The sequence below is a fragment of the Dethiothermospora halolimnae genome (assembly GCF_037577855.1).
Classification (GTDB): domain Bacteria; phylum Bacillota; class Clostridia; order Tissierellales; family VENL01; genus Dethiothermospora; species Dethiothermospora halolimnae.
This window is the reverse complement of the sequence record NZ_JBAKFX010000008.1, coordinates 1-21,274: the sequence shown is the minus strand read 5'-3', so window position 1 is coordinate 21,274 and position 21,274 is coordinate 1. Positions and strand designations below refer to the sequence as shown.

Below are 21,274 nucleotides of genomic sequence, written 5' to 3'. Positions count from 1 at the left end.
CAAGTAGATAGTTAATCTTTTTAAAAGAGAGGTGTTTATGATGAAGGGTATTATTTTAGCCGGTGGAACAGGGTCTAGATTATTTCCTTTAACTAAGGTAATAAATAAGAATTTACTTCCCATAGGAAGATATCCGATGATACTCCACTTATTAGCTAAAATAAAAGAAACTGGGATAAAAGACATTGTTATTGTCTCGGGAAGGGAGCATATGGGACAAATAACAAGTTTACTTGGAAATGGACAGGAATTTGGATTAAACCTTATATATAAAATCCAGGATAGACCTGGAGGTATAGCTGAGGCTTTAGGAGTTTGTGAAGAAGTGGTAGGAGATGATAAAAGTCTAGTAATATTAGGTGATAATATTTTTAAAGATAATATAAACCAATATGTTAAAAAGTTTATGAAACAAGATAAGGGGGCAAAAGTACTTTTAAAAGAGGTTAATGACCCTAAAAGGTATGGGATTGCCAATATTGAAGGGGATAGGATAATAGATATAGAAGAAAAGCCCAAAATCCCCAAAACTAATTATTGTGTCACGGGTATATATATGTATGACCCAATGGTTTTTGATGTAGTAAAAACATTGAAGCCATCAAATAGGGGAGAGTTAGAAATAACTGATGTAAATAATTGGTATGTAAAAAATAGTTTATTAACCTATGATACTTTAAAAGGTTGGTGGATCGATGCAGGTACGTTTAGTTCCTTGCATACAGCTAATAATTTAGCTAATGATATAGATTTGGCCGATATATTAAAAGTCAATGGGGGAGATATGGAATGAAGACCTATTTAGTAACTGGTGGTGCAGGGTTTATAGGCTCAAATTTCATAAGATATTTATTAAATAACTATAAAGAAATAAAAGTCATTAATATTGATAAATTAACCTATGCAGGAAACCTAGAAAATCTAAAGGGTTTATTTAATGATAATAGATATGAATTTATTAAGGGAGATATATGTGATAAATGGTTAATAGAAAAGATATTTAATGAAAATGTAGTTGACTATATTATTAACTTTGCAGCAGAATCCCATGTTGATAGGAGCATAAAAAGTCCTGAAGTATTTATTAGAACCAATATATTAGGTGTAGGGAATCTTCTTAATGTTTCAAAGGATTATTGGGAGAATGGGGGAAACTTTAAGGAAGGTAAAAGGTTTTTACAAGTTTCAACAGATGAAGTATATGGTTCTGTTGAAGATGATGAATATTTTACTGAAGAAACGCAATTAGATCCCCATAGTCCCTATTCGGCAAGTAAAGCATCGGCTGACTTACTAGTGAAAGCATATTATGACACATATAAAATGCCTATAAACATAACTAGATGTTCAAATAATTATGGTCCCTACCAATTTCCTGAAAAATTAATTCCACTAGTTATTGATAATTGTATAAATAAAAGAAAAATTCCCCTTTATGGAGATGGGCTAAATATAAGGGATTGGTTGTTTGTAGATGACCACTGTAGAGCAATTGATATGGTTATTAAAAAAGGATTAATTGGAGAGATATACAATATAGGAGGCCATAATGAGAAAGCAAATATTTATGTTATAAAAACAATTATAAATTATTTAAAAGAAAACTTTGATAAAAGTATAACAGAAGATTTAATAGAATATGTTGAAGATAGAAAAGGTCATGATAGAAGATATGCTATAGATCCAAATAAAATAAGAAAAATCGGTTGGGAGCCTACTTTATCCTTTGACAAGGGGATAATAAAAACCATTAAATGGTATTTAAAAAATAAAGAATGGCTAGATAAGGTAAAAAATAAGGATAAGAAATTAGGTGATTTGATATGAAAATACCTTTATCAAAGCCAGATATATCACAAAAAGAAGTAAATTTAGTTAATGAAGTTTTAAATTCAGGATGGCTAAGTATGGGGGAAAAGACAGCTGAGTTTGAGGATAGATTTAAAAGATATTTTAAAGTAAAAGAAGCTATTTCAGTAAATAGTGGAACCAGTGGACTTCATCTTCTTATTAGGGCTTTAGGGATAAAAGAGGGGGATGAGGTTATAACTACTCCCTTTAGCTTTATAGCATCTACTAATTGCATTCTATTTGAAAAGGCAACCCCTGTTTTTGTTGATATTGACCCTAAAACTTTAAACATAGATATTGACAAAATAGAAGAAAAGATTACTAAAAAAACTAAAGCTATTTTACCCGTTGATATTTTCGGGCAGCCAGTTAATATGGAAAGGATAATGGATATTGCAGATAAATATAACATAAAGGTAATAGAAGATGCCTGTGAGGCTATAGGAGGAGAGTATAAGGGCTATAAAGCAGGGACCTTAGCCCATGGGTCAGTATTTGGATTTTTCCCAAATAAACAAATTACGACGGGGGAAGGGGGCATGGTTATAACCAATGATAAAGAAATAGGAGATTTATGTAGAAGTATGAAAAACCAAGGTAGAGCATCATCAAACTCATGGTTTCAACATGAAAGATTAGGATATAACTTTAGAATGAGCGAACTTAATGCTGCCCTTGGGGTGGCACAGATGGATAGGCTAGATGAAATATTAATAAAAAGGGGAAAAGTCGCTAAATTATACAATGAAAAATTAAAAAATATAGATGGAATAAAAACTCCCTATATAGATAAGAATGTTACTAAAATGAGTTGGTTTATTTATACTATACAAGTAGAGGAAGGTATAGATAGGGATAACTTAATTAACTATTTAATAGAGAAGGGGATAGGATGTAAGCCATATTTTGCTCCCATCCATATTCAACCCCATATAGCCAATAAATTAGGGTATAGGGAAAATGACTTTCCAAATACTTTAACAGTAAGCAAGAGAACCATAGCCCTACCCTTATATAATAGCCTAAAAGAAGAGGAAATAGATTATATAGTTAGTAAAATCATTAAATATTTAAAGAAACTATCTAGATAGCCCAAGTTTACCTTCTAAGTATATTTAGACAAATTAAATTGCTGGGGGCATTCTAATCCCCCAGCCTATTTTTTAGTCAAATAGAACTCCCATTTATTAACCTTAAAGTGTTTTATTAATTTAAGTTTAGCTTTAGATATTAAATTTTTCATATCACTTACCGAAAAATCTTGAACGTGTTCCGGTTCTTTGCTAGGGGGTAAGGCACCCTTAGAAGGTACCGTTATTATAATATTTCCATTTTTACATAATACCCTTCTAGCTTCTAATAACATATCCATAGGACAGTGTAAATGTTCTAATATTTCCGCCATAATGATCGTATTAAAATTATCGTCATCAATAGCATTTATATTACATCCGTTAGCCACCATAAATTTTATTTTAGATAGATTATTTACTTTAGATAGCTTATTGGCTATTTTTATATAATCCTTATCTAAATCAATACCAGTATAATTTTTGATACCTTCATTATATTTACAAATTAAAACTCCCAAAAAGCCTATACAGCATCCAATTTCTAAAACCTTATCTCCATAGTCAAAATCCATCATGGCAGCCATTCTTTCTTTTTGAGTATCTTTATGATAAAAACTCCATTTTTTAGTTTTAATACCAGGGGGTTTTTTTATATTAACTTTATTAATCAAATCTAAATAATCACACATCTTAAAACTCCTTTACAATGATAAATTTATTATCCTATATGGGTGTTGTCATATATTTTTCAATCTCATCTCACTACATAGGGCTCGAAATTATCGGTATGGGCAATATATTTTAATGTTCTTAAAAAATCTTTTTGACTTATTTGCCAGGTATGCTCATCTAAGTTTGGACGTCTGCAAACCACATGATTATATTTATCCGATGAATATATTTTAAAGCCTTGTTTTTTACAATCTTTAAGGAATTTTGTATCGACCCCTCTTTTTAATTTACTATCGAATTTAACCTTATTAAGAACTTCTTTTTTTATAACGAGGGTTGAACCTGCCACATGATTTACAAAGCGGTTTTGTTTGTTTCTTTTTCTAACTGCTAAAATATTATCATTTTCAAAGTATACAAAATAATTATCCTTACCAATTATATGGGCATCGGTATTTTTAAACTCCTCCATCATATTAACCAAGTAATCTGGTCCATAATAGTCATCATCATCAAACTTTGCCATATAATCATACTTTCTTTTAGTAACTCCAAAGTTTAGACAAACTCCTAAGGGTTCATTTTCATCAACTTTAAATATCCTGATATTATTATATTTTTCTGATTTCTTTTTCCATTTTGATAAATCCATATCATTTTTATTTAATATAATAATAAGTTCTTTATTACTATAGTTTTGTCTTTTATAGTTATCAAAAACCCTATCTATAAACTTGTTCCGTTTTGTGCTAGTTATGATTGTAACCCCAGGGGATTTATCCTTAGATTTTTTAGAATATATATTAAAATTATTTTTTAGACTTTTTTTAACTAAATTACTGGGATAATTATTTACAGGTTTAGTGATGGTACTTGGAATCCTGCATTTTACCGGTTCTTCATTTATATTTATTTTTATTTTAATGTCCTTACCATACATTTTTTCACCTCAAATTAAAGGATATTATAGGATTTACTGCAAGTAATATTAACCATTTTCTACTATATCTTATGCACATGTTTTTTTATCGTACTAAAAATCTGGTTGTCAAGCCCATAAGCTACCTTTCCTCTCACCTAACAAAAATAAAGGCATACAATATTAGAAAAAGAGTTTAATATTCTCTAAATAGATAAAGTGTTAAATAAAGGGGAGATGAAATTGGATTTATATGAAAGAATAAAGAAAAGACAAGAGAAAATCTCAGTAATAGGTCTTGGTTATGTTGGTATGCCATTGGCTGTTGCCTTTTCTAAAGTTACAGATGTTATAGGTTATGATAAAAGTGAGAAAAAAATTTTAACATATAAACAGGGAATAGATGGAACAAAGGAAGTGGGGGATGAGGCTTTAAAAAAAGCTAATATAGATTTTACCACCGATGATAAAAAAATTAAAGGGGCTAAATTTCATATAGTGGCAGTACAAACACCTATAAACAAAGATAAAACACCGGATTTAAAGTATATCATTGATGCCAGTAAGACTGTTGGTAAAAATATGTCAAAGGGTTCAATTGTAGTATACGAATCAACAGTATATCCAGGGGTCACAGAGGATGTATGTATACCAGTACTTGAGAGAGAATCGGGACTTAAATGTGGTATAGACTTTAAAGTTGGTTATTCCCCAGAAAGGGTAAATCCAGGAGATAAGATTCATACATTAAATAAAATAACTAAAATAGTTTCTGGAATGGATAAGGAAGCTTTAGATACTATAGCTAAGACATATGAGATGATAATTGATGCCGGAGTATATAGGGCAGATACCATAAAAATAGCTGAGGCTGCTAAAATATTAGAAAATTCCCAAAGAGATATTAATATAGCCTTTATTAATGAAATGGCAATAATATTTAATAATATGGATATAGATACTAAGGAAGTTATTAAGGCTGCTAAAACTAAATGGAACTTTATAGATTTTAGTCCTGGATTAGTTGGGGGACACTGTATCTGCGTTGATCCCTATTATTTAATATTCAAATCTTCAGAAATAGGATATAACCCCATGGTGTTAACAGGAAGTAGGATGATAAATGACTATATGGGAGAGTTTGTAACGGCAAATATCATAAATAAATTAAAGGAAAAATATAAACATATTAACGATTTAAATGTTGCTATAATGGGAATAACCTTTAAAGAAAATTGTCCCGACATAAGAAATACTAGGGTAATAGATATAATAAAGGGTCTAAAGGATAATGGGATAAACATAAGGGTCTATGACCCCGTAGCCGATTATGATGAAACCCTAGATATACTCAATATTAAGCTATGTGACTTAGAAGATATAAAGGATATGGATGCTCTAGTTTTTACTGTAGGACATGATGATTTTAATGCTTTAACCTTTGAAGATATAGAAGCTATGTATAGAGACAAAGAAGATAAGGTGTTAATAGATATAAAAAGAATATTTAATAATAAGGTAGCAGAAAAACTAGGATATATATACTGGGGGTTATAATAATTAGTAATAAAGAGTTAAGAATAGTAAGTTAGAGTAGTAACTTTAGCTAATCTTTCTTTCATTCTTAACCCTTTATTATAATAAAATATGTTATAATATTCCAAAGGGGGGATGTTATGATAAAGTTTGAAGGGTCATCATCAATAGAATATGGATCATTTTGGAGAAGGTTTTTTGCTCAGTTTATAGATGGCATATTATTAGCAATATTAACATGGATAATAACATCAACAGACAACATATACTTATATTTTATGATGTTATTAATTCCACATCTATATGAAATCATACTTATATATCTATATGGAGCTACTTTAGGTAAAATGATATTAGGGCTAAAAGTGGTAAGTTATACTGGAAATAAACTATCTATTAAGCAATCAATAATAAGAAATATTACAAAGGTTATATCGATGCTACCTTTATATATAGGATATTTATGGTATTTTCATGGATATAACAATCAAACATGGCATGATATAACCGCTAATACCATAGTTATAGAGGTTGATAATGAACCTATAGCCAAGGAAGAATTACAAAAATCAGAGATTATATATACTAAAAAAAGAAAGGTATTTAAAGTAATAGCTGTAGTTTTATCTATTTTACTAATACTATATGGTCTATTGTTTGAAATAACAGATAACACGGATATGTTAGGGTTTGAAAAAATAGATACTATAGAATCTGACTTTGGATACTCAAATACAGAAAATAGTAAAATATGTGATATAGATAATGATAATAAAGATGAACTTATGGTATTTATATCAGATGAAGATAATATATATTTAAAAGTATTTAGCTTAGATAACACTATTAAGTTGGAAAATACTATTAAGGTTGAGGAGATAAAAGAAAGTTTTAAAAGTATCCATATAAATGATTTTGAGGTTATGGATATAGATAATGATGGGACCTTAGATATATTTACTGTATCAAGATATAATAAGCCAAAAGATAACAAAGCCATAGAGAAGTTAAACTTATATACATTAAATAATAATAGCTTAGTATTAAAGGATAGTAAAGTATTATATGGGAAAAGTCTCAACGGCAGACCTGGAAGTTCCTTAGAAATAATAAAGGAAAATGGAAAGAATAGTTTAATACTTCAGTTAGTAGAACATCTTAATACAAGTGAGTTTCAAAAGATTATCTTAGAAAATGGCAAGATAACCGGTATTAATAAGAAAAGGGTATATACTAACACCCATAAAACCACTGAAATATTAATAAAGGGTAGATTTGGTGGTAAAGAAAAATTATATCTATTTGACCCTAATGGAAGTATGAAGTTAAATAAATTTGAATACAATAATGGTAATTATGAAATAGAAGATCTACCTAATAGTAGGGATGGAAATGCTATAGATCTAAAGTCAACAGATATTAAGGTATCTGATATAGATAATAATGGAAGAGATGAATTAATAATAACAATAGGAACTAGGGATTATGAAGAAACCGCTTGGTATTATAGAATGGCCGAGATAGAAAAGTCAGGTTTAAATGGTATATATGAAAGTAGAAAAGGGGAAGTAACAAAAATATCAGATTTAAAGGGTTTAAATAAGATTTATTTGTTAGGGGTATATGATATAAGGGGCAATGATAATAAGAAATTGATTATTATAAATGACAATAAAATAGAAATATATGAAAGGGATAAGTTAGGGTATATTATTGAAAAGCTAGCAAATAAGATAGGTTCTATATGGTAAGAAAAAATAAATCCCTTGACAAATAAAATAAAGTCATGTATATTTTTCATAAAACAGATTATACTAAATTTATATATTATAAAAGTGTTGATTGGAAGAGTAGGTTTATAATTCTATGCCCAGAGAGTCAGGATTGGTGAAATCTGACCATAGATGTTAAGCTGAAGATGGCCCATGAACTATATAGTTGAACCCTTAAGTAGGCTATATCGGAGTTGTGACCGTTAAAATCACAGGGTTATATATTATAACCTGATAAGTTCTAAACTGTGAAGTTTAGAAAAACTAGAGTGGTACCGCGAAATCATCCTTCGTCTCTATATTGAGACGGGGGATTTTTTTAATGCAAAGAATAAAGAATAGAGAATAAAGAATAAATAAGGAGATTTTACTCCCTATGGTCGTAAAAATTCCTGTTGTTGGGGGATTCGTAATCCCCCAACCAAAGAAATTAAATAAAAACAAAGTGGCAAAGGCCACTTTGCACCAAATCTATTCTTTATTCTTTATTATCTATTCTCTAAAAAAATAAGGGAGGTATACAAAAATGGAGAATAAAAATTACTACATTACAACACCACTATATTATCCCAGTGATAATTTAACCATAGGTCATACATATACAACTGTGGCGGCTGATGCTATGGCTAGGTTTAAAAGATTCACTGGTTATGATGTAAAGTTTTTAACAGGAACCGATGAGCACGGACAGAAGATACAGGAAAAGGCAACAGAAATAGGTGTAAAACCTAAGGAATATGTGGATAAAATAGTTGCTAATATAAAAGAGCTGTGGAAAACTTTAGACATAACCTACGATATATTCATAAGAACAACCGATGAGTATCATGAAGAAACAGTCAAAAAAATATTTAATAAATTATATGAACAGGGAGACATCTATAAAAGTGAATATGAAGGGTACTATTGTACACCCTGTGAGGCCTTTTGGACGGAAACCCAATTAGAAGATGGTAATTGTCCCGATTGTAACAGGCCAGTTAAGAAGGCTAAAGAGGAAGCATATTTCTTTAAGATATCAAAATATCAAGATAGACTTATAAAGCATTTTGAAGAAAATCCAGACTTTCTAAAGCCCTTATCTAGTAAAAATGAAATGATAAATAACTTCCTAAAACCAGGACTTGATGACCTGTGTGTAAGTAGAACAACTGTTGATTGGGGTATTCCAGTACCTTTTGATAAGGAACACACCATATATGTATGGTTTGATGCAGTTTGTAATTATATAAGTGCCCTAGGGTATCTTGATGAAATAGACCATGATTATAAAAAATATTGGCCTGCCAATGTTCATCTAATAGGTAAAGAAATAGTTAGATTCCATACTTTAATATGGCCAAGTATTCTTATGGCATTAGGTGAGCCTTTACCTAAAAAGGTATTTGCCAATGGGTGGATATTATTTGGAAAAGATAAGATGTCAAAATCGAAAGGAAATATAGTATATCCCGAACCTATAATAGATCTTTACGGTAAAGATGCATTAAAATATTTCTTACTTAGAGAATTCACATTTGGTAGTGATGGGGAATATACAAACGAAAAATTCCTAAGGAGAATAAACTCAGACCTTGCCAATGACCTAGGAAACCTCGTAAGTAGAACAGTGACTATGGTTGAAAAATATAACGGTGGAATTATGCCAGAGGCTAAGGAATGTGAAGAAGTTGATAATGACCTAAAAGATATTGCATTATCAGTAGCGCCTAAGTTAGAAGAGTATATGAATAATCTTGACTTTAGCAATGGTTTAGAAGAAATATGGAAGCTTATAAGAAGAACCAATAAATATATAGATGAAACAACACCATGGATATTAGCTAAAGAGGAGGATAAAAAGGATAGATTAGATACAGTATTATATAATCTTTCTGAATCCATTAGAATCATATCTGTTTTAATAAGACCATTTATGGAGGATACATCAAATAGTATATGGAGACAATTGGGACTTGACCATGGTCAAGGAACAGAATGGAATGATTTATTTGACTGGGGAAAACTTCCCACAGGTCTTAAGGTTAAAAAAGACGGGGTAATGTTCCCAAGACTTAAGATAGATGAAGAACTAAAAAAATTAACTAAAATAAATGATGACTTTATAGCTAAAAGAAAAGGCAAAAAGGAGGAAGAAAAGGTGGAAGATAATTTAATAACGATAGATGATTTTGATAAGGTAGAGATGAGGGTAGCAGAGGTTTTAAGCTGTGAAAAACATCCAAATGCCGATAAACTATTGGTATTTAAACTTAAGGTTGGAGAAGAGGAAAGACAAGTGGTATCAGGCATAGCTAAATACTATTCTCCAGAGGATTTAGTAGGTAAAAAGGTAATATTAGTTGCCAATCTCAAGCCAATAAAACTTAGGGGAGTAGAGTCCCATGGTATGATACTTTCTGCTGAGAAGGATAAGAAACTTACACTGGCATCTGTACTTGAAGATATAGAAAGTGGAGCAGAGTTAAGATAACTTTAAATCAGTTGACAGTTGACAATTGACAGTGGACAGTTAATGAGATTTTACTCCCTAGGGTCGTAAAATTTCATTATGTGAGGCTGAATATATTCAGCCACTGCTTCGGCGGATGTAGGGACTGGGTATGCCCAGTCCACCCGCCCTGAAAGTGGCGAAAAGGGCCGAAAACAAAACTAATAAAAAACAAAAGTAACTAATAACCAAAAACTAAGAAATAACCTCATTTCTGTTGTTGGGGGATTCGTAATCCCCCAGTAACCAAACAATGTAGGGTCTGGGCATGCCCAGACTCCCCGCCCTGAAAGCGGCGGAAAAGAGCTGAAAATAAAACCCATTAAAAGAATAAAAGCAACTAACAACCAAAAACTAAGAAAAAGTACCAATTTATAATTTAAAATTTACAATTTAAAATTCCGAGGTCCTGCCTCGGTAAAGGGGGTGTAATAAAAATGCTAATCGATAGTCATGCCCATCTAGATGATGGTAGATTTGATAAAGATAGAGATAAAATAATAAAAAGCTTAAAAGAAGATGATGTTGATATAGTTATAAATCCCGGGGCTGATTTTTTATCGTCGGTAAAATCTGTTAATATGTCAGAGAAATATGATAACATATATGCAGCTGTGGGAATCCATCCCCATGAAGCAAAAAATATGGGAGAAGACACCATAGGTTTACTTAGGGATTTATCTAAAAAGGGGAAGGTAGTTGCCATTGGGGAAATAGGACTTGATTATCATTATGATAATTCTCCAAGGGATATACAGAAAGAGAAATTTAGAGAGCAAATAAAACTAGCCAAGGAACTAAATCTTCCCATAATAGTCCATGATAGAGAGGCACATAAGGATACCTATGACATAATATCTTCAGAATACGATGGAAAGTTAACAGGGGTTATCCATAGTTTCTCATCCAGTACTGAAATGGCTAAAAAATATATAGATATGGGATTTTACATTTCATTTTCTGGGCCTATAACATTTAAAAATGCAAAGCAGCCTAAAGAAGTTGCAAAGGAAATATCCCTAGACCATATCCTTATAGAAACCGACTCACCCTATCTTACCCCAGAACCCCATAGGGGAAAAAGAAATGAACCATTAAATGTTAGATATATAGCAGGTAAGATAGCAGAACTTAAGGGAATATCCTTTGAAAAGGTGATGAAAAAAACCGCTGAAAACACAAAAAAACTATTTAAAATAAATGAAAAATAAAGAATAAATTATGTAGGGACTAAGCACATCTAGTCCCTTCTTTTTTTGCGTAAAATTTTTGTACTTTATAATTTCCAAAGTATCTCCACATACTTTACAAATATTTAATTTAAAATTAAAAAACGATATCATTTAGTATTATTACAAATAATATTAACCCTTATTTTTTCATATAAAACCTAGATAAAAACTTATTTATTTCAATAGAACCTTTTAAATATTTTATTTCAATAATTTAACAATGTATTACTATAGGGCTTTCGGTATATTTTAATAAATTATGTTGTATGGTAGAATATACTAGCAAAAAACATAAAAAAATGTAAAAAATATTATTTTGTATCAAAAGGAGAGGTTATTTTGAAATTTAAATTAAAAGGAAAATTACTTTTAATAAACATAGTGCTTTTATGTTTATTAACAACAACAATTATATTAACAACCAATATGATGATATCGAAAATAGTAGTAAGGGATAAGATGAATTCTATCTCTAAATTGGGATTTAGTCTATTAAATGAGAGGTATTCAGGGTACTGGCAAGAGAAAAGTGGTAAACTCTATAAAGGATGGAATTTATTAAGTGATAGTAGTGCCATATTTGATAAAATAAAAGAGGATACTGGGGCATATTCCACCATATATTTGGGAAATAAAAGTGTAGCCACAAGTATGAGAAAGAAAGATAATAATAGACTAATAGGAAATACTGTTAATGAAAATATAGCCAATGATGTATTAAAAGATGGCAAAGAATATATAGGAGAAATGACCTTATTAGGGAAAAAGTTATATGTTAAATACATACCTATAAAAAGTAAACAGGGAAAGGTAATAGGAATGTTTGGAACCGGCATAGATAAGGGTATTGTGGAAAAGGAATTAAATAAGCTCACCCTTCAGATTATAATATTAACTATAGTTATAGTAGTTATAGCTTCGATTATTTATTACTTCTTTATAAAAAGGATAACCAATAGAATGAAGAAGATTGAAGGTGTAATAAAAGAAGTTGAAAAGGGTAATTTAGATGTCCAGTGTAACATAAAAACCGATGATGAACTAGGTCATATATCCAAAGGGCTAAATAATATGCTAGATAGTATAAAGGGTCTAATAAAGGACGTTAAAACTTCAGGTGAAATTGTATCCAATTCCTCCATATCCCTCTCAGATATAACTGAAGATACTAAGCTGGGAGCAAATGAGGTTGCTAAAACCATGGATGAGATAGCAAGAAGTATCTCCGAACAGGCAAATGAAACTGAAAAAGGTGTTACAAATGCTGTGGAATTATCCGGTAGTATAGATGAAATCGCAACATCAATAGATGATATGGGGAATATATTTGAAAGTCTTGAAAAAAGGAATAAAAGAAGTCTAGAGATAGTTAATATATTAACTAAAAAGTCTACAGAAAGAAATGAAGCTTCTAAAAATGTCAGAAATGTTATGACAGAAGTTAATGATAGTTCCAATAATATAGGTGTTATAACGGAAACCATTAATTCAATAGCGGAACAAACCCAGTTACTTGCGCTAAATGCAAGCATAGAAGCCGCAAGGGCTGGAGATGCTGGAAAAGGCTTCTCTGTAGTTGCTGAAGAGATAAGAAAGCTTGCCCAGGAAACAAATGACGCAACCGATAAAATAGGGGATCTTATTTCCAATATGCAAAGTAAATCTGAAAGTGCCGTTAACCTAATGGAGATTAATAAAGAAATATCCAAGGAGCAAGATGAGACTGTAATAGAGACAAAAAATATTTTTAACAGTATATACGAAGGAATAAATGAAATAAAAAATAGAATAAATAATATAGAAACACTTAATACAGATATGAAAAGCAAAAAGGATAAGTTGGTTTCCAGTATAGAAGGTATCTCAGCAATATCTGAAGAAACATCAGCATCAACTGAAGAGGTATCAGCATCTACACAGCAACAACTTGCTGCCATGGAGGAAGTAAATGGCTATTGTGATAAACTAAGAGATTTAGCTAAAGAACTGAAAGGTAAAATAGATAAGTTTAATATCTAAATATAAAACCCTAGGGGTATATATTATGTCCCTAGGGTTTTATTTAGAACAAATTTTACTAGTGATAATGTTTATACTTTAAATTTATCTATTTCCCTTTGTAATTTATCTGATAAACTATTTAATTCTTCTGCCAGCTTAGTAACCTCTTCAACTGTATTTGCCTGTTCTTTCATTGATGCATTTACCTCTTCAGAAGCTGCAGCAGTCTCTTCTGATATGGCGGATATACTCTCTACTGAACTAAGTATTTTTTCTTTACTATTGTTCATATCCCTAATAAGCATGGTGGTTTTATCAATTTCGTTACTAATATCCTCAATAGACTGGGAAATACTCTCAAAAGATATATTGACAGAATCAACACACTTAGTTTGTTCTGAAGAACTAAGTTTCACTTCATCCATTAGCTTAGATGTTTTAGCATTTTCATCTTGTATATCATAAATTATTTTACTTATTTTCTCAGCAGAACCATTAGATTGTTCAGCTAGTTTACGGATTTCATTGGCAACAACGGCAAAACCTTTGCCAGCTTCCCCGGCCCTTGCAGCTTCTATACTAGCATTTAATGCAAGTAAATTAGTTTGGTCTGAAATAGATGTTATAGTCTCTAGAATATTTTCTATGTTCATTATTTTATTACTTAATTTATTAATTGACCTTTCAATATTATCTATGGAATTATTATTAAACTCATTCTTACTTTTTAAGTCTCTTATTAAATTAACACCCTTTATATTGTCGTTAATTACACTTTTAATACTTGACAATATATTGTTCCCGTTGAGGGATAACTCATTAAAGGATTCGCTAAGTTTTATCATTAGCATATTAGTGTTTTCTGCATCCCGGGCTTGTTCCGATGCCCCTACTGATACTTCATCTATTGACTGGGATATTTCTTCAGCAGAGGCACTACTTTCTTCACTAGATGAAGCCAGTGAATGGGAAGCTACATTTACTCTTTGAGCTGTTACCTTAGAATTACTTATAAGGGACTTTAGATTATCCTGCATATTAAGTAGGGACTTAACTAAACTTCCAATTTCATCATCTCTTTTTAAATATTTTTTAGGAAGTGAAACTTTAAAGTTTCCTGTTGAAATTTTATCTAAGTGGTTAAATATTGTTGTTAAGGGTTTGGATATAATTCGTCCCACACCAGTAGCTAAGATAGATGATAATATTAGACCTATTATAAGAATAATTATAATTAGATTTCTTAGGGAGGTTAATCCTGAAAAAACTTCACTTCTAGGTGGGGTTATACCGAAAACCCATCCATTTGATAACTTTGTATAGGATGTTATTTTCTCTTTACCATCTGTTAGTTTATATGTTGTTATACCAAAGTCATTACTTAACATCTCTTTAGCTATTGAAGAAAATTTACCATCTGCCATGGTCTTAAAATTTTGACCTTTAAACTCTGGATGGATTAAAAAGTCACCGTTACTATTCATTAAAAATCCATATCCTGAGTTATATATCTTTAGATTGGATATTATTTCATTCATATCATCAAACATAAAGTCTGTTCCGATAACAGCTATTAATTTGTCATCAATAAAAACCGGCTCTGTATATGATACAAAAATATCGCTGGTACCATCATCAAATTCCCAAACATAGGGATCAGTCCATACACCTTTTTTTTCTTCTATAGGTTTAAACCACCAAGATTTAGGATCATCTGTTGTTGGACCCTCTTTATAAAAGGAAATGTCCACTTGAGCTTGTCTACTCACTGTACCGTTCTTGTCATGATCTATATAATATAAATCATGGGATTCTCCTGTTAACTCCCAATTGAAGTATATATATGCAGATTTGGCACTACTACTTTCCTGGGCTATTTCCTTTACTATTGGACTTATATTTTCCTTGAATTCTTCTAAGTAATTAGAATTGTTTTTTAACTCCTCAACATTAAATTTAGAAGTTATTAAATACTTAAGATTATTTGCTATATCTTCAACCTTTTCAAAATCTCTGTTAAAATCGCTACCATAATATTTAGACATATACTCAAGCTTTTCCTTGGACTCCTTTGTAATAATATTATTACTTTTAATATATCCTGTTAATCCTACTATTGTAGAAATTATAATAGAACAAAACAGAATAGCAAATACAATCTTATAACTGATTTTACTAAAAGTTTTTCTATTGATTTTAAATTTTTTCATTATATTAGCCTCCTTTAGAGCTATTTCACCACAATACAATATTCGACAAAAAACTCCAATATCCTTTTTTTACATGTAAAATCTAAGTTAAATTTCACAGACATCTATAGTAACACCATTTATTAGTTTTCATATAATGTTAATAGATAGATTAAAGCATATTAAGGAGTTGATTTAATGAGAAAATCTAGAAAATATGATGATAGAAAAAAGAAGACACCTAAAGAACCAATAGAATGTCCTAAACCACCAAGACGAGAACCAATAGAATGTCCCGAAACACCAAGAAGGGAGCCAATAGACTATCCAATGCCCCCTAGGCAACCTACAATGCCTGAATTTAGACAGCCAGAATGTCCTAGGTATCCTGAGTACCCTCAGTACCCTCAGTATCCCCAGTATCCAACTATGCCAGGTATGGGTGGTATGGGTATGAATCCTATGATGATGGAATGTATGAGAAGTTGTATGGAGAAATGTATGCAACAAAATATGTATCCACCATGTCCTAATTATCCAATGATGCCAGGTATGGACTATCAGCAACCCATGTCTCCGGGCTATCAACCATGCCCTAATTATCCAATGATGCCAGATATGGGTGAGGACTATCCAATGTATCCAATGGATCCTATGAATCCTAGAAGATAAGTATATAGTATATAATGTGTATATAATTTAAATAGGGACCTAGGGTCCCTTTTATTTATGGGCCCATTACTTCTATGTCCTTTGCACCTTGGACTCTGTACAAAAATGCCCTTAGGCATTTTTTTTATGAATAAAAAGAAATATATGGGATATAATTAATATAATATAGAGATAGTAATAGCAATAATAGTAATATCTGGGATGACAACAGTAAAATGCTAAAAATTTGACAAAACATTATTTTTAAAATAAACTTATCTAGGTGGTTAAATAAGGAGGTAAGAAAATGGGTAAAAAAAAGATTATATTCTTTGTTATAATTATTATGGTTATAGGACTAGGCATTTATAGCCATTTATTTAATGAAGTTAAGGTTATAATAGATGATGAGAAGGTTGCCTTTAATACCATGGCATCTAGTGCCGAAGAACTATTAATTGGCAATAACATTAACATTGGTGAAGGTGATTATATAAATGTTGGACTAAAGGACAAATTAACCGACGGTATGGAAATTGTAATAAGGAGGGCTGTACCTGTTACTGTTTATAATGGTAATAAAAAAATAGAAACGAATTCAAACCATAAAGATGTAAAATCCTTGCTAGAAGATTTGAATATAGTTATTGATGATAATGATAAAGTAACCCCATTATTACAAGACAAAATTAAAAAAGGTTTAGAGATAAAAGTAACTAAGGTAGATGAAATAGTAGAAAATTATAAAGAAGAGATACCCTATAGAACCTTAACTAAATCCAATGATTCTTTAGCATTAGGTGATAGTAAGGAGATACAAAAAGGTAAAAATGGAATAAAGACTATACAAGTAAAAAAGATATATGAAAATGGAGACCTTAAGGAAGAAGTGCTGGTTAAAGAAAATATAAAGGAAACTCCTACTAATAGGATAATAGAAAAGGGGAGTAAAAATTATTTTGTAGCCTCTAGGGGTGGAGTTACCTATAGAAGCTACATAGATATGACTGCCAGTGCCTATGATTTATCCTATCAAAGTACAGGGAAAAGGCCCGGAGATAAATATTATGGCATAACTGCTTCAGGAACTAAAGTAAGACCTGGAGTTGTAGCCGTAGATCCCAAAATTATTCCCCTAGGAACTAAAATTTATATAAAATCATTAGACGGAACTAAAGATTATGGATACGCAATAGCAGAGGATACTGGGGGAGCAATAAAGGGAAAAAGAATAGACCTATTCATGAAAAATAGAAAAAAAGCATTAGATTTTGGGTTAAGAAGAGTTAGAGTTTATATACTAGAGTAAAAGAGGGCTGGATATATCCAGCCCTCTTTTACTGTACTTTCCTCTCTGTACCTTGGATTATCTTTTATAATTTGTTGCAAATACCATCAATAAATGATAATTTATTGATAGCAAGAGGTTGGAAATATTATAAAATACCCAATAGATACAAAATATATTGATATAATAATATATAAGAAAGTAAAAGGAGGATAAAAATTTGATTAAGGAAGTTATAGTTGTGGAAGGAAAAGACGATGTTGCGGCTATAAAGAGGGCCGTTGATGCTGAAATAATAACAACTGGAGGCTTGGGCTTTCCAAAGGGTGTTATGGAGAGAATAAAATTAGCTGCTAAGAATAAGGGAATAATAATATTTACAGATCCTGACTATCCAGGGGAGAAGATAAGAAAAATGATTTCAAGGGAAGTAAAAAATTGCAAACATGCTTTTTTACCTAAGGACAAAGCTATTAAAGGGGATAATGTGGGGATCGAAAATGCAAAGCCTGAAGATATAATAGATGCCCTTAAAAGGGTAAGGGTAGAATCAACTGATAGTAGAACTGAGTTTAAAAGAACAGACCTATTCTTACATAAACTAATAGGAATAGAGGGCTCTTCAAATAGAAGGGGTAAATTAGGTAGAATACTGGGAATAGGGTATTGTAATTCTAAGCAGTTTTTAAAAAGGTTAAATAACTATGGCATAACAAGAGAGGAATTTAATGATGCTATTAGGAGGATAGATGGGTAATGGACAAAAAATTATATACCCCAAGTAAAACAAAAGAAATAATTAATAAGTATGGGTTTAGGTTTTCAAAAAGTTTAGGTCAGAACTTTTTAATAGATGGAAATATTATAGATAATATATGTGACGGATCAAATATAACAAAGGATGATTATGTACTAGAAATAGGACCGGGAATAGGTACCCTTACCCAGGAACTTTGTGAAAGGGCAGAAAGGGTTATTGCAATAGAGCTTGATAAGAGGTTAATACCAGTTCTTAATGAAACTTTAGAAAATTATGATAATTTTGAAGTTATAAATGGGGATGTACTCAAGATAGATTTAAAGGAGCTATTTCAAGATAAATTTAATAATAAAAAAGTAAAGGTAGTTGCCAATCTACCTTACTATATTACTACTCCAATAATTATGAGGTTACTAGAAGAGAGGCTTGATATTGACAAAATAGTGGTAATGGTACAAAAAGAAGTGGCATATAGAATGAAATCAGGACCTGGAACCAAGGACTACGGTTCATTATCAATAGCGGTTGGATATTATTGTGATGCAAATATTATAGTAGATGTACCGAAAAATGTGTTCATACCAAAACCAAATGTAGACTCAGCGGTTATAAGTCTAGATGTATATAATAAGCCTAAAGTTAATGTGGAGGATGAAAAATTATTTTTTAATATAGTAAGGGCAGCCTTTAGTAAAAGACGAAAAACTTTATTAAACTCTCTAAGTAAAAGTACCTTAGGTCTAGAAAAGGATGATATAAGAAATGCCCTTGAAAGCTGTGATATAGACCCTAAACGAAGGGCAGAAACTTTGACAATAGAGGAATACGCTAAGCTAGCTAATCATATAGAAAGTATTATGTAGGGTCTGAATATATTCAGGATGATTTTAAGACTATATAGTATAATAGTAAACTTACTTTTAGTTGCTGGGGGATTCGTAATCCCACAGCTCATTGAACTATGGAATTGTCAATTCCTTGGTATCTGCACCTTAAACTGAACAAAGGAGCACCGAAGGTGCCTTTGTTTCTATCTTTTAATTTATAATTTAAAATTTAAAATTACAAAAAAATAATAGTGAGCCTTGCTTTTGGCTCACTATTATTTTTTTGTAAACTATTCCCCTACTTTCACATATATTGATAATAAGGATTGAAAGGAGGGAAGTAGTGTGGCTAAAAAATACTTAAGAAAGTTTATAATATTAGAAAGTAGAAAGAAGGTTTTTAATAGTAAAGTTAAAGGGCATACAAAAATAGAGGTGAGAAATGGACGGGGAAAAGTTAGCTTTAATGTTGAGGGACTTAAGGGTAATAAGGATGACATCTATAGAGGGTACTTAGTATCTAAAGATAATAATATGACTTGGGTTGATATGGGTGTGATTCCCATAACTGATAATGGAAGAGGAAATGTATCAACAGAGTTCAATCCAGAAAATGTTCTTAAAACTAATTTATCAATAGATGAATTTGCTACCGTTTTAATAGGGAAAAAGCAACATAACGATATTGAGGTTCTATTATATGGTTACATTGATGGGGAAAAATATGATATAGAAAAGATAATAAGAAACTTAAATAAAGAAGAAAGTGTAAAGAAGAAAGGGGAAGTAGAAGATATAGAGGCTAAAGAAGAAGTAAAAGATACAAAGATTAAAGTAGAAAGAGAGATTGAAGATGAAGTAGAGGAGTTAAGTAGAGAAGAAAGTGTAAATAAGAAAGAAGAAAGAAAAGATATAGAGATTAAAAGAGAAGAGAAGGAAGAAATAGAAGATACAGAGACTGGAGTAGAAAGAGAGATGAATGATGATGTATATGAAGAAGAGGTAAGAAAAGGATATTGGGAGACAAAAGAAGAGGGGCATGAAGAGGTTAGAGCTATTAGGGGTATTGAAAGTAATGTATTAAGGAATAAGGCTAAACAGAAAGAGAACATAGAAGAAGATAATGTCAATGGTCATATGAAGAAAAAAGATATGGAAGATGAAACTATAGATGTAGGATATGAAGAGCATAGAGTTAATAATATAAAAAACCAAGATGGCTATATGACTATAGAGGGAAAAATGGATGACTACTATGTGAAAGAACAAAAGAATATTAAAGATAATGAAACAAATTTTCATAATAAATATAATAGGTATGGATACTCCATAAACGGAAATATGGGTTATGATAATAGGGCTGTAAATTATGCTGAACAGGTAGCTAATTATACTTTAAATATACTTAAATTTTTTCAAGAGGTTGAGCCATTCGAGTATTCTTTAGAAAATTATAGATTCTGGGAAGTTGAATATGATGAGAAAAATGCCTATAAAGGTTTTTTACCATTTTATAATTATATGGTAAATATGTACTATCCCTATCCATTTATGTCTAGAACAACAACTTGTCAAAGTCTAATGAGAAGATATGATCACTATATATTTGGAATATTAGAACAGGATAACGATATAAAGTATTATGTTTATGGAGTGCCTGGCAGATTCACACTATCAGATCAACCCTATAGGGGTACAACTGGCTTTGTAACTTGGGTGGAAAGTAAAATGAAAAGTACAGAAAAAGTAGGATATTGGTTACTACATATAGAGCCACTAAGCGGTAAAATAGTAACCCCATTAACCCCAACAAAACCAAGGAGATAATTGAGTTTAAGTCTTAGTTTTAGTTTAAGCAAAAAAGGATTTTGCCTAGGCAAAATCCTTTTTTATGTGTGCCCAGCATGGACACAGTCTATAGGGTGAAAGTCCCGAACACCGAAGGTGATATAGGTGCTAGCTGAAGACAAGGGTGTCCACCGTGAGGTGGAATCTGAAGGAAGTCGGCGGCA

Annotated in this window: 16 protein-coding genes and 1 other annotated feature; of the genes, 13 read left to right on the top strand and 3 right to left on the bottom strand. The window is 31.1% G+C overall.

Annotation, left to right across the window (positions count from 1 at the left end; translation table 11 throughout):
• Positions 1 to 40: 40 nt before the first annotated feature.
• Genes V6137_RS05135 through V6137_RS05125 form a run of 3 tightly spaced genes read left to right on the top strand, consistent with a single transcriptional unit; the run spans position 41 to position 2,942 of the window.
• Entirely contained in the window at positions 41 to 793 is a 753-nt protein-coding gene (locus tag V6137_RS05135; protein ID WP_425446817.1) for a sugar phosphate nucleotidyltransferase, read from the top strand.
• The gene (gene rfbB, locus V6137_RS05130) at positions 790 to 1,827 is read left to right on the top strand and encodes a dTDP-glucose 4,6-dehydratase (RefSeq protein WP_425446816.1); all 1,038 of its coding nucleotides are present in this window, start codon (positions 790 to 792) and stop codon (positions 1,825 to 1,827) included. Before V6137_RS05135 ends, rfbB begins: the two co-directional genes overlap by 4 nt.
• Positions 1,824 to 2,942, top strand: a complete 1,119-nt coding sequence (locus V6137_RS05125; protein ID WP_425446815.1) for a DegT/DnrJ/EryC1/StrS family aminotransferase — start codon at positions 1,824 to 1,826, stop codon at positions 2,940 to 2,942. Before rfbB ends, V6137_RS05125 begins: the two co-directional genes overlap by 4 nt.
• Before the next feature lie 65 nt (positions 2,943 to 3,007).
• Here the strand turns inward: V6137_RS05125 and V6137_RS05120 are convergent, their stop codons facing one another.
• Together V6137_RS05120 and V6137_RS05115 are read right to left on the bottom strand one after the other, a co-directional pair.
• Entirely contained in the window at positions 3,008 to 3,613 is a 606-nt protein-coding gene (locus V6137_RS05120; protein ID WP_425446814.1) for a class I SAM-dependent methyltransferase, read from the bottom strand.
• A gap of 65 nt (positions 3,614 to 3,678) precedes the next feature.
• Positions 3,679 to 4,536 carry a glycosyltransferase gene (locus V6137_RS05115; RefSeq protein WP_425446813.1) on the bottom strand — a complete coding sequence of 286 codons (858 nt, stop codon included), beginning with the start codon at positions 4,534 to 4,536 and terminating at the stop codon, positions 3,679 to 3,681.
• Positions 4,537 to 4,758: 222 nt separating this feature from the next.
• On the opposite strand from V6137_RS05115, the gene V6137_RS05110 reads away from it, so the two are divergent.
• The 5 genes from V6137_RS05110 (at position 4,759) to V6137_RS05090 (ending at position 13,565) form a co-directional block, all read left to right on the top strand.
• Positions 4,759 to 6,072, top strand: a complete 1,314-nt coding sequence (locus tag V6137_RS05110; RefSeq protein ID WP_425446812.1) for a nucleotide sugar dehydrogenase — start codon at positions 4,759 to 4,761, stop codon at positions 6,070 to 6,072.
• A gap of 119 nt (positions 6,073 to 6,191) precedes the next feature.
• Complete coding sequence (locus V6137_RS05105; protein WP_425446811.1) at positions 6,192 to 7,802, top strand: RDD family protein; 1,611 nt, start codon at positions 6,192 to 6,194, stop codon at positions 7,800 to 7,802.
• Positions 7,803 to 7,880: 78 nt separating this feature from the next.
• Positions 7,881 to 8,124, top strand: a binding site (T-box leader).
• 225 nt (positions 8,125 to 8,349) lie between these two features.
• Complete coding sequence (gene metG / locus V6137_RS05100; protein ID WP_425446810.1) at positions 8,350 to 10,296, top strand: methionine--tRNA ligase; 1,947 nt, start codon at positions 8,350 to 8,352, stop codon at positions 10,294 to 10,296.
• A gap of 455 nt (positions 10,297 to 10,751) precedes the next feature.
• Positions 10,752 to 11,525, top strand: coding sequence for a TatD family hydrolase (locus V6137_RS05095; protein WP_425446809.1), 774 nt, complete (start codon positions 10,752 to 10,754; stop codon positions 11,523 to 11,525).
• Positions 11,526 to 11,885: 360 nt separating this feature from the next.
• A complete protein-coding gene (locus V6137_RS05090) occupies positions 11,886 to 13,565 on the top strand; it encodes a methyl-accepting chemotaxis protein (protein WP_425446808.1) in 1,680 nt (559 codons plus the stop codon).
• Positions 13,566 to 13,636: 71 nt separating this feature from the next.
• Here V6137_RS05090 and V6137_RS05085 read toward each other — a convergent pair whose 3' ends face one another.
• The gene (locus V6137_RS05085; protein ID WP_425446807.1) at positions 13,637 to 15,757 is read right to left on the bottom strand and encodes a methyl-accepting chemotaxis protein; all 2,121 of its coding nucleotides are present in this window, start codon (positions 15,755 to 15,757) and stop codon (positions 13,637 to 13,639) included.
• Between the two features lie 177 nt (positions 15,758 to 15,934).
• Here V6137_RS05085 and V6137_RS05080 point away from each other — a divergent pair, with 177 nt between their 5' ends.
• The 5 genes from V6137_RS05080 (at position 15,935) to V6137_RS05060 (ending at position 21,089) form a co-directional block, all read left to right on the top strand.
• Entirely contained in the window at positions 15,935 to 16,408 is a 474-nt protein-coding gene (locus V6137_RS05080; RefSeq protein ID WP_425446806.1) for a hypothetical protein, read from the top strand.
• Between the two features lie 286 nt (positions 16,409 to 16,694).
• Positions 16,695 to 17,696: a resuscitation-promoting factor gene (locus tag V6137_RS05075; protein WP_425446805.1), complete on the top strand. Its 1,002-nt coding sequence runs from the start codon at positions 16,695 to 16,697 to the stop codon at positions 17,694 to 17,696.
• A gap of 199 nt (positions 17,697 to 17,895) precedes the next feature.
• Positions 17,896 to 18,432, top strand: a complete 537-nt coding sequence (gene rnmV, locus V6137_RS05070) for a ribonuclease M5 (protein ID WP_425446804.1) — start codon at positions 17,896 to 17,898, stop codon at positions 18,430 to 18,432.
• Positions 18,432 to 19,298, top strand: coding sequence for a 16S rRNA (adenine(1518)-N(6)/adenine(1519)-N(6))-dimethyltransferase RsmA (rsmA, locus tag V6137_RS05065; RefSeq protein ID WP_425446803.1), 867 nt, complete (start codon positions 18,432 to 18,434; stop codon positions 19,296 to 19,298). The genes rnmV and rsmA overlap by 1 nt, the downstream gene beginning before the upstream one ends.
• A gap of 309 nt (positions 19,299 to 19,607) precedes the next feature.
• Complete coding sequence (locus V6137_RS05060) at positions 19,608 to 21,089, top strand: DUF7922 domain-containing protein (protein WP_425446802.1); 1,482 nt, start codon at positions 19,608 to 19,610, stop codon at positions 21,087 to 21,089.
• Positions 21,090 to 21,274: the final 185 nt, after the last annotated feature.

Coding starts and splice junctions, on each gene's coding strand:
- V6137_RS05120 (WP_425446814.1), bottom strand. CDS start 3,613: ATGTGTGATTATTTAGATTTGATTAATAAAGTTAATATAAAAAAACCC.
- V6137_RS05075 (WP_425446805.1), top strand. CDS start 16,695: ATGGGTAAAAAAAAGATTATATTCTTTGTTATAATTATTATGGTTATA.
- V6137_RS05095 (WP_425446809.1), top strand. CDS start 10,752: ATGCTAATCGATAGTCATGCCCATCTAGATGATGGTAGATTTGATAAA.
- V6137_RS05115 (WP_425446813.1), bottom strand. CDS start 4,536: ATGTATGGTAAGGACATTAAAATAAAAATAAATATAAATGAAGAACCG.
- V6137_RS05080 (WP_425446806.1), top strand. CDS start 15,935: ATGAGAAAATCTAGAAAATATGATGATAGAAAAAAGAAGACACCTAAA.
- V6137_RS05135 (WP_425446817.1), top strand. CDS start 41: ATGAAGGGTATTATTTTAGCCGGTGGAACAGGGTCTAGATTATTTCCT.
- rsmA (WP_425446803.1), top strand. CDS start 18,432: ATGGACAAAAAATTATATACCCCAAGTAAAACAAAAGAAATAATTAAT.
- V6137_RS05085 (WP_425446807.1), bottom strand. CDS start 15,757: ATGAAAAAATTTAAAATCAATAGAAAAACTTTTAGTAAAATCAGTTAT.
- V6137_RS05125 (WP_425446815.1), top strand. CDS start 1,824: ATGAAAATACCTTTATCAAAGCCAGATATATCACAAAAAGAAGTAAAT.
- rfbB (WP_425446816.1), top strand. CDS start 790: ATGAAGACCTATTTAGTAACTGGTGGTGCAGGGTTTATAGGCTCAAAT.
- V6137_RS05105 (WP_425446811.1), top strand. CDS start 6,192: ATGATAAAGTTTGAAGGGTCATCATCAATAGAATATGGATCATTTTGG.
- metG (WP_425446810.1), top strand. CDS start 8,350: ATGGAGAATAAAAATTACTACATTACAACACCACTATATTATCCCAGT.